12 protein-coding genes are annotated in these 16096 nt (G+C 58.8%); 4 read left to right on the forward strand and 8 right to left on the reverse strand.

Annotated features, from left to right (window positions below; all coding sequences use genetic code 11):
* Positions 1-11 precede the first annotated feature (11 nt).
* Positions 12-815, reverse strand: coding sequence for a DeoR/GlpR family DNA-binding transcription regulator (locus DWZ01_RS02570; protein ID WP_117847962.1), 804 nt, complete (start codon positions 813-815; stop codon positions 12-14).
* A 334-nt stretch (positions 816-1149) separates the two neighbouring features.
* Here DWZ01_RS02570 and DWZ01_RS02575 point away from each other — a divergent pair, with 334 nt between their 5' ends.
* A complete protein-coding gene (locus DWZ01_RS02575; protein WP_022095149.1) occupies positions 1150-2007 on the forward strand; it encodes a class II fructose-bisphosphate aldolase in 858 nt (285 codons plus the stop codon).
* 224 nt (positions 2008-2231) lie between these two features.
* Here DWZ01_RS02575 and DWZ01_RS02580 read toward each other — a convergent pair whose 3' ends face one another.
* The 3 genes from DWZ01_RS02580 to vsr form a co-directional block, all read right to left on the reverse strand.
* Positions 2232-2855 (reverse strand): HAD family hydrolase, encoded by a 624-nt coding sequence (locus DWZ01_RS02580; RefSeq protein WP_117769883.1) that lies wholly within the window; start codon positions 2853-2855, stop codon positions 2232-2234.
* A gap of 56 nt (positions 2856-2911) precedes the next feature.
* Positions 2912-3841 (reverse strand): AraC family transcriptional regulator, encoded by a 930-nt coding sequence (locus DWZ01_RS02585; RefSeq protein WP_158556899.1) that lies wholly within the window; start codon positions 3839-3841, stop codon positions 2912-2914.
* 498 nt (positions 3842-4339) lie between these two features.
* Complete coding sequence (gene vsr / locus DWZ01_RS10890) at positions 4340-5326, reverse strand: DNA mismatch endonuclease Vsr (RefSeq protein ID WP_233504612.1); 987 nt, start codon at positions 5324-5326, stop codon at positions 4340-4342.
* Positions 5327-5474: 148 nt separating this feature from the next.
* On the opposite strand from vsr, the gene DWZ01_RS02605 reads away from it, so the two are divergent.
* Both DWZ01_RS02605 and DWZ01_RS02610 read left to right on the forward strand, forming a co-directional pair.
* Positions 5475-6260 (forward strand): ABC transporter ATP-binding protein, encoded by a 786-nt coding sequence (locus DWZ01_RS02605; RefSeq protein WP_117769880.1) that lies wholly within the window; start codon positions 5475-5477, stop codon positions 6258-6260.
* Entirely contained in the window at positions 6250-8472 is a 2223-nt protein-coding gene (locus tag DWZ01_RS02610) for an ABC transporter permease (protein WP_117769879.1), read from the forward strand. Before DWZ01_RS02605 ends, DWZ01_RS02610 begins: the two co-directional genes overlap by 11 nt.
* Positions 8473-8653: 181 nt before the next feature.
* Here DWZ01_RS02610 and DWZ01_RS02615 read toward each other — a convergent pair whose 3' ends face one another.
* The 4 genes from DWZ01_RS02615 to DWZ01_RS02635 form a co-directional block, all read right to left on the reverse strand.
* Positions 8654-9685, reverse strand: coding sequence for a 3-deoxy-7-phosphoheptulonate synthase (locus DWZ01_RS02615; protein ID WP_117769878.1), 1032 nt, complete (start codon positions 9683-9685; stop codon positions 8654-8656).
* Between the two features lie 577 nt (positions 9686-10262).
* On the reverse strand, positions 10263-12119 hold the full coding sequence (locus DWZ01_RS02625; protein WP_117770074.1) for an ABC transporter ATP-binding protein: 1857 nt from the start codon (positions 12117-12119) through the stop codon (positions 10263-10265).
* On the reverse strand, positions 12119-14488 hold the full coding sequence (locus tag DWZ01_RS02630) for an ABC transporter ATP-binding protein (protein WP_117847965.1): 2370 nt from the start codon (positions 14486-14488) through the stop codon (positions 12119-12121). Before DWZ01_RS02630 ends, DWZ01_RS02625 begins: the two co-directional genes overlap by 1 nt.
* Positions 14485-14934, reverse strand: a complete 450-nt coding sequence (locus tag DWZ01_RS02635) for a MarR family winged helix-turn-helix transcriptional regulator (RefSeq protein WP_117840216.1) — start codon at positions 14932-14934, stop codon at positions 14485-14487. Before DWZ01_RS02635 ends, DWZ01_RS02630 begins: the two co-directional genes overlap by 4 nt.
* A 364-nt stretch (positions 14935-15298) precedes the next feature.
* On the opposite strand from DWZ01_RS02635, the gene DWZ01_RS02640 reads away from it, so the two are divergent.
* Positions 15299-16048, forward strand: coding sequence for an SDR family NAD(P)-dependent oxidoreductase (locus DWZ01_RS02640; RefSeq protein WP_117770076.1), 750 nt, complete (start codon positions 15299-15301; stop codon positions 16046-16048).
* The last annotated feature ends 48 nt before the right edge of the window (positions 16049-16096 follow it).

Consider the following 16096-nt stretch of genomic DNA (forward strand, 5'->3'; position numbering starts at 1 on the left):
GTGGTTTTTGTTTAAGCGCCGGCGATGACGAGGGCTGGACGTGAGCTGTCAGTGGCCACGGCGATCGAGGTGGCGACGGCATGGTCGGGGTCACGGTCCATCACGATGGAGTCGACATCGGCAAGCTCGGCAAAGCGGTACATGCCGCGTCCGTTAACCTTGCTGGCGTCCATGAGGGCGACGCTTTGATGGGCCGCGGCGATCATAGCCGTTTTGGTCTCGGCCATCTGGGGAAAGTCGGTCGTAAAGCCGCAGCTGGGGACAAAGGCGCCGGGGCACATGACGGCCAGATCGGCATGGACCATTTGGAGCGCCTGCATAGTGAGCGGTCCGTACAAATAACGATGGCCTTTGCGCAGTGCCCCGCCCAGCATGACGACATCGACCGAGGGCATGCTCTCGTCGATGTAATCGGCAATGGTAATGTCGGCCGTGATAACGGTGATGCCGTTGCGCTGGTCGAGGAGCCGGACAAACTCGAGCGCCGTGGTGCCCGAGTCGACGAGCAGCGTGTCGCCGTCATTGACGAGCTCGATGGCGCTTTGCGCGATGGCCTGCTTGGCAGCGACGTTGACATTGATGCGGCGATCCTGCGTGGAGACGGTCAGGCGTTTGTGGAGCGAGACGGCACCGCCGTGCGTGCGGCGCAGCTTGCCTGCTTCGGCGAGCGCGTCCAGGTCGGCGCGGGCGGTGACGGAGGACACGCCAAAGGTCTGGGCGATTTCCGCTACCTGCACCGAGGCATTATGCTCGAGCATCTCCATGATGGCGGAACGACGCTCATCGGCGAAAGCTCGGGTTGTTGCGTGGGCCATGTTTGCTCCATTCTCGGCTAAATTTGTAGGAATTGTGTTGAGTCTATTTTCGTTCATTTTCTTTTTGAGTAAGAAAACGCCTTTCGATTACTTATCTTTTCTATAAAAGAAAGACGCTGAACGCCCAAAATTCAATATCGAATACGCCCACTCGGCTCCAATTCCTTCCGTTTACTTTTCAAAAACGACTGTATTGACCTGCATGGGCTCAATATCTCGCACATGCAAAGCCGCTGAATTTCATACAATGGAAGCAGCAAAACGCAAGGTAAAACGCCTTGCGGACACGTACGCCCGATGTCCAGATGCGGGCGAGGGAGAGGAGCAAACGCTCATGGCACTTGTTACCACCGAAAAGATGCTCAAGGACGCTCAGGCCGGCCACTACGCCGTCGGCGCGTTCAACGTCGAGAACCTCGAGTTTGTTATGGCCGTTCTGGCCGCTGCCGAGGAGACCAAGTCCCCCGTCATCATGCAGACCACCCCGGGCACCATCAAGACCGCTGGTCTGGACTACTTCTACGGCATGGTCAAGGCTGCCGCCGAGCGCGCTTCCGTGCCCGTCGCTCTGCACCTCGATCACGGCGATGGCTATGACCGCTGCATGCAGGCTTTCCGCACTGGCTACACCTCTGTCATGATCGACGGTTCGCACGAGTCCTTCGAGGACAACATCGCCCTGACCAAGTCCGTCGCCGACGCTGGCCGCGCCATGGGTGTGCCCGTCGAGGCCGAGCTTGGCAAGGTTGGCGGCAAGGAGGACGACGGTCCCGCGGTTGAGGGCGAGAGCCCCTACACCGATCCGGCCGAGGCCAAGGAGTTCGTCGAGCGCACTGGCTGCACCTCGCTGGCCATTGGCGTTGGCACCAGCCACGGCGTGTATACGAGCGATCCGCACATCGAGCAGTCTGTGGTCAAGGCCATCCGCGACGCCGTCGACGTGCCGCTGGTTCTGCACGGCACCTCCGGTGTGCCCGATGAGCAGGTCGCCGAGGCCGTGAAGAACGGCATCTGCAAGGTCAACTACGCCACCGAGCTGCGTCAGGCCTACACCAAGGGCTTCATGGCCTACATGGCCGAGAACCCCGCCTGCTTCGATCCCAAGAAGCCGGCCAAGGAGGGCATGCGCGAGATCACCGAGCTGGTTAAGATCCGCATGACTAACCTCAACTCTGTGGGCAAAGCAGAGTAACAGCAAGGGTACTCTGATCCCACCGGACGGTTTGGGCGGGTCCCGTACTTAGTTTCCAAAACGTCCTCGCGCATGAAGGCCCCCGTTGTCTCGCTTCTTCGAAGCGTTGACAACGGGGGCCTTCGCGCTGCGGAATGATTTTGGAAACTAAGTACGGGACCCGCCCAAACCGTCCTGCTCAATCGCCCTTGTGGCGTTGGGGCTGAAAGGGTGGGACGCGTGGGTTATTTGGTTGTTAGGGTTAGTAGGTCGTTGGGGGTTTTGAGGTTGTAGGTGGCGTTTGGGATATCTTGGTGTGATCCCCATGCTGCTCGGGCAAAACTGACCCCTGCCGAAGTTGCGCATTGTTCGTCGTAGACGGTGTCGCCAACGTAGACGACGTTGCCAGGATTCGCGCCCGTACGCCGGAGATATTCGAGCATGGGAGCGGGTGCGGGTTTATGTTCGGTTGTGTCTTCGACAAGGATGATGTGCTCAAAATACTTATCGAAGCCAAGGGGTGCAATTTCTTCTGCGTATTCGTCGCGCGCACGTGAGGAGACGATGCCAAGTTTGCAGCCATTGTCGGAGAGTGTTGCGATAACTTGGTGCAAGCCGGGAAACACGCTGATGGTGCTTTTAAAGCTGGCGGCAACTTGGCACCAGCGATCCAGCGTTGCCTGTGAGTAGATCCCAAGTTTCTCAAGGGCGTTCTTGCCGGGTATGCCGAGGGCAAATTCAAGCTCGTGTCGGGGGAGCGTTTTGCCGGTTTCTTCTTGGACAATCTGGCCAAGCGATGACAGCACGCTTTCTTCTGTATCTGCCAATGTCCCATCAACGTCAAACACGATATGGTCAAAGTGCTTCATATGATTGCTCCTCTCTGTTGTTTGCCTGCAAGTTTGATGCAGTGACAGAAAAAGGGCTAGCGGGATTTCTGCCTGGTACTATCGAGATTCTGCCTCGCTGCTCGATAGCTCGAAGGAGTGCATCCCATTTGTTCTTTAAATACCTGGCCAAGATGGCTTGCTGTCGCAAAGCCGCATTGGCGCGCGACTGTCTGGACCGTTCGCGTGGTGTGTGCCAAAAGTTCGCAAGCACGGTTTACGCGGTATGCGCGCAGATATGCCGCCGGGGTCGTTCCTGCGCAAGCTTCGATAATGCGGTAACACTCTCTTTCGCTTACGCCGGATGCAGATGCCATCTGGGGCACATCTATAGCGGCTGCATAGTTTGCGCGGATATAGTCCAGGATTGCCTTGAACTGTACGTCGCGGTTGGTCATCCAAGAGGTGTTGTCGGAGGAAAAGAGCGGTTCGGCCTTGGCGTAAATCTGAATCCAGAGCTCTGACAAACTATTTCGAAGCGCCATCTCGTTCTGCGGCCGTTGAAGGTCGTGGTTAAAGGAACTCTTTAGCAAATCGATAAAGGGCATATCGTCGGGGTTGGTGGGCGACCATTTGAGCACATCGACGCCTCGACATTGCAGCAAAGGATTGATATAGCGCTTTTGAAGGCGTCCCGCGGGATCGCCGAGCATCGACGGCTGAAAGATATGCAACATTTGAATGGCTGGTGCCGAATTGGGTGATTGCAGCGTGCTGTGCAAAACGCCGCCGTTGATAAAGCCGGCGGACCCTTCCTCAAAGCGTACGTGCTCATGAGCCGCGCGCGTTCGATAGTCAATCGCTCCCTGCTCCATGTAGAAAAGCTCAACTTCGGAATGCCAGTGCCAGGGGACGGAATTGCCCGGATAGCGAGCGAATTCTGCGCGTTCGGCAATATAGGGCCAGTCTTCGCCGGTCTCGGGAAACGCTTCCTCGCGTCCTCCGCGGTGCAATTCTATGTGATCCATGTTTCGCATGGCATCAGTATAAAGCGCGATGGGCTTAGATTGCTCTTGCCTGTTCGGGGAACGCCTTGTCTAGGGATGCTTGGAGCTTTTCGAACGATGCTCGCAAGTTGTGGCTCTGGTCGGTTGAGCGTTTGGCTTTTGTGGTGGGGGAGTCGAGGAAGCCGTTTCTCTGTGTCGGGGGGAAGGAGAAAAGGTTCGCATGATTTAGGGATGGCTGCTGTGCTGCGTCATTGGAAGAATGCATGCTTATGCGGCCTCCTCGATGTCCACCAAAAGTTTGCGCACGGGGTGTGCTGCTAGATCCCGTGCGTTGGCAGTATTATGCCGCGGACGTCGCAAAGAAGCGCTAAAGAAAGGCTTAACCTGGTTTGGTGTTACGATGAAACCGCAGGTAAAAGCTATCGAGTAACACTCTTGAAAGGTTTTGGGCTTAAGAGCTTTCTAAGGTTTGTGACGTGGATGTGGCGCGGACGTGCGGGGCGTGTGGACGGCTCGTTCCTAGCGCTGCAGCTCTGCGGTGCGCACCTGCTCGATGACCTTTTCCATCGTGGCGTCGATGCGGTCCTTTTTGAGCTCACATTCCCAGATGGTTATGGGTGTCCAGCCCATTTGAGTGAGTGCTGCCACGGCGGCTCGGTCGCGCTCGACGTTGCGGCGGAACTTTGCCTCCCAAAACTCAACATTGCGCTTGGGCTGACTTGGGTTGCATTTGGGGCAGCGATGCCAAAAGCAGCCGTTGACGAAGATGGCGATCTTGCGCCCGGGAAAGGCGATGTCGGGTTTTCCGGGCACCTTCCATTCCAGACGGTATCCCGTAAGGCCTGCGGCGCGCAGGCGCTGGCGAACGAGCAGCTCAGGTTTGGTGTTCGCACGCTTGTTGCCCTTCATGGACTTTTTTATAGCGGCGCGACGGCGCACGAGCTCACGCTCGTCGGCAGAAAGGTCCGAGGTATCGATGCCGTCCAGCAGGCCGGGCTTGGGGCGCTTTTTGCTACGGTGCTTAGGTGCGCGCTTGGGTTTGGCGGCAGACTCGTCGGCCATGGCGGCCTCGGCGTCATCGGCGGCGCTTGCCTCAAGCCGGTCTTCCTTCAGCTCAATCAGGGCATTAATAAGCCCCTTGTCGGCGGGCATCCATTCCACCGTGGCAAGCGAGGTGCGCGGAATCCAGCGGATATCGAGCTGGCGGTCGTGCTTCTGAGGCTCATCGGATTCATCGGCGAGCGAGCAGTAGTAGCACTCCATGGAGAGATGGAAATCGGGGTAGTCATACTCAACGGTGTAGAAATCGCGCAGGTTGGTGACTTTTACCTGCAGCTCTTCCATAAGCTCGCGGCGTACGGCGTCCTCGGGCGTCTCGCCGCGCATGAGCTTGCCACCGGGGAACTCCCAAAGTCCCTGCATGTCGCCATAGCCGCGCTGCACGGCAAGCAGCTCATCAGATCCATCCTTGCGAATGATCCCAGCGGCAACATGAACAGTCTTCAACAGGAGTCCTCTCTCAACATCAACGCGTGGCAGGGTAGCTACGCGTACCTTACACAACGGTAAGGCAAGCGTAAGCCATATCGATGGTAGCCGACTCGTCTTCTTGCGACTATAGATGCCGTAGACTAATTGCAAGAAAGGACTCGGTATGCAAACCACGCACATGGCGACCCCGGTACTGGAGGTCGCGCATCTCGAAAAGGTATACGGAGCGCTGGGCAACGTGACCCGCGCGCTCAACGACGTCAGCTTTACCGTCAACCGCGGTGAATTTGTTGGCATCATGGGCGCTTCGGGCTCGGGCAAGTCGACGTTGCTCAACTGCGTGTCGACCATCGATAGCGCCACGAGCGGCACGATCCGCATTAACGGCCAGGACGTGACGCGCATGAAGCAGGCCAAACTCTCGCAGTTCCGCCGCGAGGAGCTCGGCTTTATCTTCCAGGACTCCAACCTGCTCGATACGCTCACGGCACGCGAGAACATCGCTCTGCCGCTCACCATCGCCCGCACAAACTCGGCAGAGATCTCGACTCGCGTGCAGGATGTGGCAGCGCGCCTGTCCATCAGCCAGGTGCTCGACAAGTATCCCTACCAGATGTCCGGCGGTCAGCAGCAGCGCGTTGCCGCGGCTCGCGCGCTCGTCACCGACCCCACCATGATCATGGCCGACGAGCCTACCGGCGCCCTCGACTCCAAAAGCGCCCGCCTGTTGCTCGAGAGCCTAGAGGCCCTTAACCGCCGCCTACGCGCCACCGTGCTCATGGTCACGCACGACAGCTTTGCCGCCAGCTACACGAGCCGTGTGCTGTTTATTCGCGACGGCAAGATCTTCACCGAGCTGCGCCGCGGCGACATCGACCGCCGAGAGTTCTTCGACCGCATTATGGAGGTCGTTGCCATGATGGGCGGTGAGGGCTCCGATGCTCTGTAAACTCGCTTGGGGCAACGTCCGCCGCGCCGGCCGCGACTACCTCGTCTACTTGCTGACGCTCACCCTGGGCGTCACGGTCTTCTATGCCTTTAACACCATCTCGATGCAGGTCGACATCGCCGGCATCGATGAAGAGGGCTTGGCGCAGGTTATGGGCAGCATACTCGGCGACCTAACGTACTTTTTGGCCGGTGTCATGGCCTTTTTGATGGTGTATGCCAATAACTTCATCATGAAACGCCGCAAGAAGGAGTTTGGCCTGTACCAGGTGCTCGGCATGGGGCGCGGGCGCGTCGCCACGATCATGGCGCTCGAGACCGTGATAGTATCGGTCGTGGCCTTTGTCGCCGGCATTGTGCTGGGTGTGGGACTCTCCCAGCTCATGACGTTCTTTACGGCCTCGCTCTTTAAGACACAGATCGCCAATTTCCACTTCTTTTTCTCGATGCATGCGTTCAATCTGACCCTTGCCTGCATGCTCGTAATGTTTGTGCTCACGCTACTGCTGAACCTTCGCGCCGTGCGTCGCACCAAACTCATCGAGCTTATGGGTGCCGAGCGTCGCAACGAGAGCATCAAGACGCGCAACCCCTGGATTGCGATTGCCATCTTTGCCGTGGGCGTGGTGCTTGTGGGCGTGGCCTATTACCGTCTGCTACGTGATGGGTTCCCGCTAACCGCGACGGACAGCAAGCTGCAAGAGGCCATGAACCAGTTTGGCATTACGACCGCTATGGTTACAGTGGGCACCTTTGCCCTGTTCTGGGGACTCTCGGGCATGCTCATCAAGCTGCTGCAGAGCCTGCGCGGCGTGTATTGGCGCGGCCTCAACATGTTTACCGTGCGCCAGCTTGCGGCCAAGGTCAACACGGTGTGCTTTTCGATGGGCGTCATCGCGATGCTCCTGTTTTTGGCCATCACCTCGGTGACGTGCGGTATGTCGATTGCCAATGTGATGAACGAAAACCTGGAGCGCTATAACCCTGTTGACGTGTCACAGACGTATGTCTATTACACGCCCGATACGCTCGACTACTACAAAGAGTACATCAATCCGTCTGAAGCCGATCGCATGGTGCTGGCCGATAGTACGGTCGATTTGTACTCCGCATGGCACGGCGATCCATGGCACGGCGATCGTAAGGGCAAGTCGGCGGACAACAACGACGAGACCGGCAAGAAGGTCAATATTGCCGATGTTGCCGGTGAGCATGTGCAGATCGATTCGTATCTGAGTTACCCGCTTGGCGGTTCGGATCCTTCGGTGACTCCAAGTGAAATGTGCAAGGCCATGGGCGAAAAGCTTCCCAAGGCGTTCGGGGGTAGCAATGCCGATACGATGGGTCTGTTTGTGACGCCGGCGAGCCAGTACAACAAACTGCGTCAGATGATGGGCGAGGAGCCGGTGCACATCGGTCACGACCAGTATCTGCTCACGTGTGATATGGGCGGCGAGCTGGTCGACCTGTACACCAAGTATATGGCTGGCGGCCATGCCCTTACCTTGGGCGGGCATACGCTCAAGCCCGCAACCGATAAGTCGGACGAAGATGCGGCGGCCATCGCCAACTCGGCGATGGGCAGTAATCCGGGTACCGTCGTCGTTGCCGACGAGCTGTTGTCCCAACTTAATCTGCAGCCGTATTCCAGTAGCCTGCTCGTTAACTACAAACAGGGGATGGATACGACCGAGGCAGACGAGAGTATTAAATACACTGTGCTCGACAATCTGCTCGTTGACGGCAAGGAGCCGGGGTCGTGGGGAACCTTCATCACACGCTCCGAGATGTACGCGCAAGCAGCGCAAATGAACGGTCTTATTAGCTACCTAGCCATCTACATCGGCTTTGTATTGGTCGTTGCATGCGCGGCGATTCTGTCGATCCAGCAACTCTCCAACGTGGCCGACGGCAGCCGCAGCTATCGTGTGCTGGCACAGATCGGCTGTGAGGACCGCCAGATTCGCCATTCGGTGATGGCGCAGCAAGCAGTGTTCTTCCTGTTCCCTCTGGCAGTGGGCCTGGCGCACTCCTTTGTGGCACTTAAGGTGATCATCGAGCTGGTGAGCATATTCGGAAATATGAGCATCGGCGGCACCGTGGGCCTCACCTGTGCAATCTTCCTGGCAGCCTATGGCGGATACTTCCTGGTGACCTACCTCATGAGCGCCGGAATGGTGCAAGCTGCCATAGCCACCCGCTACAGCGAGTAGCTCGTTCAGCTCGGATTTATCGTAGGTTGAGCATAAGTCAGCGAAAACGCCCCTAGGCGAGCAAGGTGACGTGAAAGAGGAGGGAAGCGTACTTCGGTACGCGACCGACGATTGAACGTCAGGTTGCCGCTTAGGGGCGTTTGCAGCGTCGAGCCGTTACGCGGTTTGGCAAACCGCGTAACTAAATACGCTCTGCGATCTCGTGGATGAGGTAGTCGGTCTTTTCCCAGCCCAGGCACGGGTCGGTGATCGACTTGCCAAAGACACCGCCGTCGACCGGCTGGTTGCCATCCTCCAGGTAGGACTCGATCATAAAGCCCTTGACCAGCTTGGAGATGGACTCGTTGCGGCGGCAGCTGTCGAGCACCTCCTTGCAAATGCGATACTGCTCCAGCGGACGCTTGCCCGAGTTGTCGTGGTTGCAGTCGATGACCGCTGCCGGATTGGCATAGCCGGCATGCTCGGTATAGCGTTCGGCCAGGCGCTCCAGGTGCTCGTAGTGGTAGTTGGGGTAGGTGCGACCGTCGAGACCGATGTAGCCACGCATAACGGCGTGCGCGAGCGGATTGCCGTCGCACTCGACCTCCCAGTTGCGGAAGATGAAGCTCTGGTGCGCCTGCGCGGCGTAAATGGAGTTGAGCATAACGGTGGTAGAGCCGGCAGTGGGATTCTTCATGCCGACGGGTACCGAAATGCCGCTCGACACCAGGCGATGCTCCTGGTTCTCGACCGAGCGTGCGCCCACGGCAACATAGCTCAGCAGGTCGACGAGGTATTGGTAGTTGGACGGGTAGAGCATCTCATCGGCGGTAAAGAAGCCGGTCTCCTCGATGACGCGCAGGTGCATGTGGCGGATGGCCTTGACGCCCTCGAGCAGGTCGTCGGGAGCCTCGGGGTTGGGGTTGTGCAGAAGACCCTTGTAGCCGGTGCCCTTGGTGCGCGGCTTATTGGTGTAGACGCGCGGAATGATGATGAGCTTGTCCTTGACCTCTTCGGCGACCTTGGCCAGTCGGTTCATGTACTCAAGCACCGAATCCTCGCGGTCGGCAGAGCACGGGCCGATGATGAGTACCTTGCGCGCGTCCTCGCCGGTAAAGACTTTGGCGACCTCGGCGTCAAATGCCTGCTTTTTGGCAGTAAGCTCGGCGGAAAGCGGCATCTCCTCGCGGATCTCCATGGGGATCGGCAGCCTGCGTTTGAATTCCATGGCCATAGGGGCCTCCTCAATCAATTGATGGCAATGAGAACATTGTCGAATGCTCGGCATTATCCGCTGTCGCACGCTAAAGTGCAAGTCCTTGTCACCCCGAAACCTGCCAAAAAGGGACAGGTTTATTTTGGCAGGTTTTATCTGGGCAAACGTCGGCGGATGCCGGGAGGGAGCTGCGCCACGCGGAACCCTAAGGCTGTTGCCGGTTCCCCAGGAAACACTCCGTGGGCAAAAAATGCCAAATATGAGTACTGTTGCTCACCTAGTAACATATCCGTCTAGCGAGATAATAGACAAAGTGATAAATATGTTCATTAACGTTGGCAGACAGAAGCCTGCTAACGGGCGTTTTGATTAATTCAAAGGCGTATAGGGGCCGCAAAGAGGTCGTTTGAGGTGGTTTTGGCTGTTACTAAAAAGGTGACAGTACTCATATTTGCCCTTTTTTGCCCACGGGGTCTGGAAAGCGCCGTCAATGAGGTCTCGGGGAAGGCGTTTCGAGGCTCGAAGGACACAAAACGGGGGCGCAGGTTGTCCTGCGCCCCCGTTCTCGGGCGTCATCATTTCTCTGCGGCCGTATCTACGCCGCCTCGTCGAACTGCGAGTTGTACAGGTCGGCGTAGAAGCCGCCCTGGGCGAGCAGCTCGTCGTGCGTGCCCTTCTCGACGATGTCGCCGTCACGAATTACCAAGATCACGTCGGCGTTGCGGATCGTGGACAGGCGGTGCGCGATGACAAAGCTGGTACGGCCCTGCATCAGCGCATCCATGGCACGCTGAATAAGCTCCTCGGTGCGAGTGTCAACGTTGGAGGTCGCCTCGTCCAAAATCAGCGCCGGACGGTCGGCCAGAATGGCGCGGGCGATGGTCACGAGCTGGCGCTGACCCTGCGAGAGGTTGGTGCCCTCTTCGTTGATCATAAAGTCGTAACCGCCGGCGAGCGTATGGATAAAGTGGTCGCAGCGTGCGGCGCGTGCAGCGGCTTCGACCTCGGCATCGCTCGCGTCGGGGCGTCCGTAGCGGATGTTCTCGCGGATCGTGCCGTTAAACAGCCAGGTATCCTGCAGTACCATAGCAAACTCGCCGCGCAGCGCCGCGCGATCCCAATCGCGCACGTCGATGCCCTCGACGCGCAGCGAACCGCCGTCCACATCGTAGAAGCGCTGCAGCAGCTTGATGAGCGTGGTCTTGCCGGCGCCGGTGGGGCCGACGATGGCGATGGTCTGGCCGGGCTGCGCCTCGCAGCTAAAGTCGTGGATGATGGTCTTGTCGGGCGTGTAGCCAAACTTGACATGGTCAAACTCCACGTGGCCGGGGCGCTTCTCGGGAATCTGCGCGTCGGCTTTCTGCTCCTCCTCGGGCGCGGCTAGGAACTCAAAGACGCGCTCGGTGGCAGCGGCCATCGACTGCATCGTGTTGCTCACGTTGCCCAGCTGCTGCACCGGCTGCGTAAAGTTGCGCACGTACTGGATAAAGCTCTGGATGTCGCCGGGCGTGGCATTGCCGGTCAGCGCAAGTTGCGCGCCCACCACGACGACGCCCACGTAGCCCATGTTACCCACCAGGCTCATAAGCGGCATCATCAGGCCCGATAGGAACTGCGAGCGCCAGCCACTAATAAAGAGCCGGTCGTTTTGACGGTCGAACTCCTCGATCGAGGCCTCGGCGCGGTCGAACACCTGAATGACGTTCTGGCCGGCAAAGTCCTCCTCGATAATGCCGTTGACCGCGCCCAGAACCTGCTGTTGCTCGCGGAAGTACGGCTGCGAGAAGTGAATCATCACGGCCAGGATAATCGCGGCTGCCGGCAGCGTGAGCACGGTGACGCCGGTGAGCGGCAGGCTGATCGACAGCATCATGACGAGCACGCCGATAATCTGCGTTATCGACGTGATGAGCTGCGTCACGCTCTGGTTGAGCGACTGACCCAGCGTGTCGACGTCGTTGGTGATGCGGCTGAGTACGTCGCCCTTGCTGTGGCCGTTAAAGTAACTCATCGGCACGACGGCGATTTTGGCGGCAATCTCCTTGCGCATGCGATAGCAGATCTTTTGCGTGACGCCGGTCATGAGCCAGCCCTGGATGAGGCTGCAAACAGAGCTTGCCAGATACAGGCAGAGCAAAAAGCCGAGCGTCTTGGCGATCCAGGCAAAGTCGACGTCGCCGGTGCCGTTGACCTTGGCAACCAGGCCTTCGAACAGTTTGGTGGTAACCTGGCCGAGCACCTTGGGTCCCACAATGTTAAAGATGACCGAGCACACGGCAAAGGCGACGGCGGCAAGCACGGCAATCTTGTGCTGGCCGATATAGCCGAGCAGCTGCCTCATGGTGCCCTTAAAGTCCTTGGCCTTTTCGCCGCGACGCATGCCGCCCATGCGGCCCATGGGACCACGCTGGCGGGTGGGCTTGGGAATCTGAGTCTTGGTCTCGTCTGCCATTAGCGCTCGCCTCCTTCCGTGACGGCTGCAATTTCTTCTTGGGTAAGCCCCAGCTCTTCGGCGGAAAGCTGTGACTGTGCGATCTCCAGGTACGCCGGGCAGCTGTGCAGCAGCTCCTCGTGCGTACCGGTGCCCACCACGTGACCGTCGTCGAGCACGATAATCTGGTCGGCGTGCATGATAGTCGCGATGCGCTGGGCCACGACCACGAGCGCGGCGTCGGTAACGTTTTTGGCCAGCTCCTCGCGCAGGCGCGCGTCGGTCTTGTAGTCGAGGGCACTAAACGAGTCATCGAACACCACAACCTCGGGCTTTTTGGCCAATGCGCGGGCGATGGCCAAGCGCTGGCGCTGACCACCCGAGACATTGGAGCCTCCCTGGCTGATGGGGGAGTCGTAGCCGCCCTCGCGCTCGGCGATAAAGTCCTCGGCTTGGGCGATGCGTGCCGCCCGGTGCATGTCATCATCGCTCACCATGTCGCCGGCAAACTTGAGGTTGCTCTCGACGGTGCCCGAGAACAGGCGACCCTGCTGCGGGATGTAACCAATGCGGCGGCGAAGCTCGGAAAGGGTCATGTCGCGCACGTCGATGCCGTCGAGCGAAATGCTGCCGCCCGTGACGTCGTATAAGCGCGGAATCAGCTGTACGAGCGTGGACTTGCCCGAGCCCGTGGAGCCAATGATGCCGAGCATCTGACCGGCATGCGTGGTGAAGTTCACGCCGCTGATGACGTCGGCGCGGGCATCGGGATACTGGAAGCTCACGTCGCGGAAGGTGAGCTCACCGCGCGGCGCGCTGGCCGTGGGCAGTTTGGGCGAGGCGGGGTCGTTGATGCTCGTGGGGCAGGTGATGACCTCTTCCACGCGCTCGGCTGCGACCTCGGCACGGGGCAGAATGACCGAAACCATGGTGAGGATCATAAACGCCATAACGATCTGCATGGTGTAGGAGATAAACGCCATCATGTTGCCGACCTGCATCACGCCGTCGGACACGCCTTGGGCGCCAAACCAGACGATGAGCACGGTGATGCAGTTCATGACGAGCATCATGAGCGGCATCATAAAGCTCATGGCTCGGTTGGTGTAGAGCTGCGTGGTCATCAGGTCGAGCGACGCCTTGTCAAAACGCTCGAGCTCATGCTCCTCGCGGTTGAACGAGCGGATGGGCATAAGACCGTCGAGCAGCTCGCGGGCGGTAAGGTTCACACGGTCCACGTAACTTTGCATCTTTTTGAACTTGGGCATGGTGAGGCCCATGAGCACGCCGACGACGGCCGAGACCGCGATGATGGCCACGGCGATGGTCCACTCCAGGCCGGTGTGGTTGGCCAGGACACGCATGACAGCGACGATGCCCATGACGGGAGCCATCAGGCACATGCGGATAAACAGGGTTGCGGCCATCTGGATCTGCTGAATGTCGTTGGTGCAGCGGGTGATGAGCGAGGCCTGGCTAAACTTGCCCACCTCGGCCGGCGAGAAGTGCATAACCTTGTTGAAGGTCTCGCGGCGCAGGTCGCGGGCGATGGAGCAGGCGGTGCGCGACGCCACGGCGCCGGTCAGGATGGTGGCGACGAGCGACACCAGACACAGACCAAACATCGTGGTCGCCATGCGGCCCAGGTAGGCGTTCTGCACGTCGGCGGGGTCGATGCCCTGTGCCTTGTACTCGTCCTGCACATAGCTCACGGCGCGCTGGGTGACGATGGAGCCCGACATGGAGCCCATTTTGTCTGCCATTTGGTTGGCGCCCTCGACGAGCTTGCCCTGATCGATAAGACCGCCTTCAACGCCTAGGCGCAGGCTCTTCATGGTGATCTTACCGCCGTCGGCGTCGATCTGCTTTTGCATGCTCTGCGCGGCTGCGGCCTTCTGCTGCATCTCGGCGAGCTGCTCGGGCGTCATCGCTGCCATCTGCTCGGGGGTGGGCATGGCCTGAGCGGCGCCGCCATCGCTTGCCTCGGTGGATGCGCCGGTCATGTCGCCCATGGAGTCGGCGTCAATGCCCTGGTTGAAGGCGAGCACGACGGTCTCAGGCAGGCTCATGATGTCGGCAATCTTGTCGCCGTCGCCGCGCTCCTCCTCGGTGCCCTTGTACGTTCGAATGCCGTTATTGTCCGCCTTACTAAACACGGCCTCCACAGCTTTGGCGTCCTTGGCGCTCATAAAGAGTTCGAGGTCGTCGAGCGATTCGGCGCGAATGGTGTCGGGCACGGGCGAGGCGATGCCGCCTTGCTGCACGCCCACGTCGACGATGTCGCTCATATAGGTAGGCAGCGCCAGATCGGCGTTGCAGCTGATTACGATAAGTACGATAGCTGCGAGCAGTGCCAGGACATGCTTTTTAAAGAGCTTGAGAATCCTCACTCGGCATCTCTCCTTTCTTGATTGTGGTCGATAATTTCGTTGGCACGCCTTAGAAGACGCACCATCTCTTGGGTATCTGTTTCGCCGAGCTGTTCGAGGAAAGCCGCGGTGCGGTCCTCGAATTCCCGGCGTTTGATTTCGAGATCCTGGAATCCCTTGTCGGTCACTATGACGTGTACGCGACGACGGTCGGTCTTTGAGTGCTCACGCTCAACCCAGCCCTTGGCTTCGAGAGCGCGTAGGATATTGGCAATGCGGGCGTTCGAGACCCAGGCGCGATCAGCGAGTTCGCTCGGCGTGAGCGAACCGCCAGCGAGCATAAGGGCGCGCATGACAGCCATCTCGCCGCTGAGAGCTTTGTCCACAAAGCGCGAAACGCGCTGGTGAATGCCGCCAAACTCGGTAAGGAGCTGACTCCCAAGCTCATGGAAATCGGTATCTTCCACCGAAAACCCCTAACACTAGAAACTATTTTCGGTGAAAGATGATACCCCTGCACGCGCGCCCTATACGGAAGATTTTTGGGACATGCCTAGAAAACTGCCTTTAGGCGATCTCCGTACACCGTCGGTGCCAGCAAAGTTAAGGGCAGATCTCTAGGCATGTCCCAAAAACTACCTGGTTGCTAGGCAATATAAAGAACGCATAAAGAATTAAAATCATTCAAGAATTGCAGCGTTTCAAAGAACTATCATGCACGCGGTTAGGCGAGGGGTTGTCACCACCATGACGACTGGGACTCATATAATCGCCACGTGCGATGCTCCAACTTCCCGCGAGGAGACACCTTATATAAAGGGGGATGGAGTCATGGCATTTGACTTCACGGGCAAGACCGCGATTGTCACGGGCGGCACTCAGGGCATTGGCCTCGAGATCGCCAAGGGCATCGTCGCGGGCGGCGGACATGTCGCGCTCATCGCAAGGAACGCTGCTAAGGGCGAGGCCGCTGTGGCCGAGCTTGGCGAGGGCAACAAGTTTTATCAGCTCGATGTCGCTGATGCGCCCAAGGCGCGCGAGACCGTCGAACAGATTTTCGCAGACCTGCCGCAAACCAATATCCTGATCAACTGCGCTGGCGTCATCAGCACCAAGAAGTTCGACGAGATCGACGACACCGAGTGGCGCCGTACCATCGACATCAACCTCAACGGCACCTTTACCATGATGAACGCCGTGTACCCGCACTTTAAGGCTGCCCATGCCGGCACTATCGTCAACGTGAGCTCTGTTGCTGGCAAGATCGGCGGCGGCCTGCTCGGCACCGCGGCTTACGCGAGCTCCAAGGCCGGTGTTAACGGTCTAACCAAGGCAGTCGCCAAGGAGGGCGGTAGGTTCGGCGTTCGCTGCAACGCTGTGTGCCCGTCGCTCACGTTGACCGATATGACCTCGATTCTCTCTGACGAGAACTCTCAGCGCATCATCAACGGTATTCCTCTGGGCCGTGCCGCCCAGGCCAGCGAGCCTGCGCAGATGGTGCTCTTCTTTGCCTCCGACCTCGCCAGCTTCGTGAACGGCGAGATCGGTGACTGCGACGGTGGCATCGTTCTGGACGGGTAATACCCCGCGACGTTAATTCGGCGACGGCTCCTGCGACTCGGGACCGTC

The organism is Collinsella sp. AF28-5AC, assembly GCF_003457875.1.
Lineage (GTDB): Bacteria > Actinomycetota > Coriobacteriia > Coriobacteriales > Coriobacteriaceae > Collinsella.

Bases quoted from the DNA above. Each gene is read 5' to 3' on its own strand.
- DWZ01_RS02640 (WP_117770076.1), top strand. From the start codon at position 15,299: ATGGCATTTGACTTCACGGGCAAGACCGCGATTGTCACGGGCGGCACT.
- DWZ01_RS02580 (WP_117769883.1), bottom strand. From the start codon at position 2,855: ATGAAGCACTTTGACCATATCGTGTTTGACGTTGATGGGACATTGGCA.
- DWZ01_RS02570 (WP_117847962.1), bottom strand. From the start codon at position 815: ATGGCCCACGCAACAACCCGAGCTTTCGCCGATGAGCGTCGTTCCGCC.
- DWZ01_RS02575 (WP_022095149.1), top strand. From the start codon at position 1,150: ATGGCACTTGTTACCACCGAAAAGATGCTCAAGGACGCTCAGGCCGGC.
- DWZ01_RS02610 (WP_117769879.1), top strand. From the start codon at position 6,250: ATGCTCTGTAAACTCGCTTGGGGCAACGTCCGCCGCGCCGGCCGCGAC.
- DWZ01_RS02615 (WP_117769878.1), bottom strand. From the start codon at position 9,685: ATGGCCATGGAATTCAAACGCAGGCTGCCGATCCCCATGGAGATCCGC.
- DWZ01_RS02605 (WP_117769880.1), top strand. From the start codon at position 5,475: ATGCAAACCACGCACATGGCGACCCCGGTACTGGAGGTCGCGCATCTC.
- DWZ01_RS02585 (WP_158556899.1), bottom strand. From the start codon at position 3,841: ATGGATCACATAGAATTGCACCGCGGAGGACGCGAGGAAGCGTTTCCC.
- DWZ01_RS02625 (WP_117770074.1), bottom strand. From the start codon at position 12,119: ATGGCAGACGAGACCAAGACTCAGATTCCCAAGCCCACCCGCCAGCGT.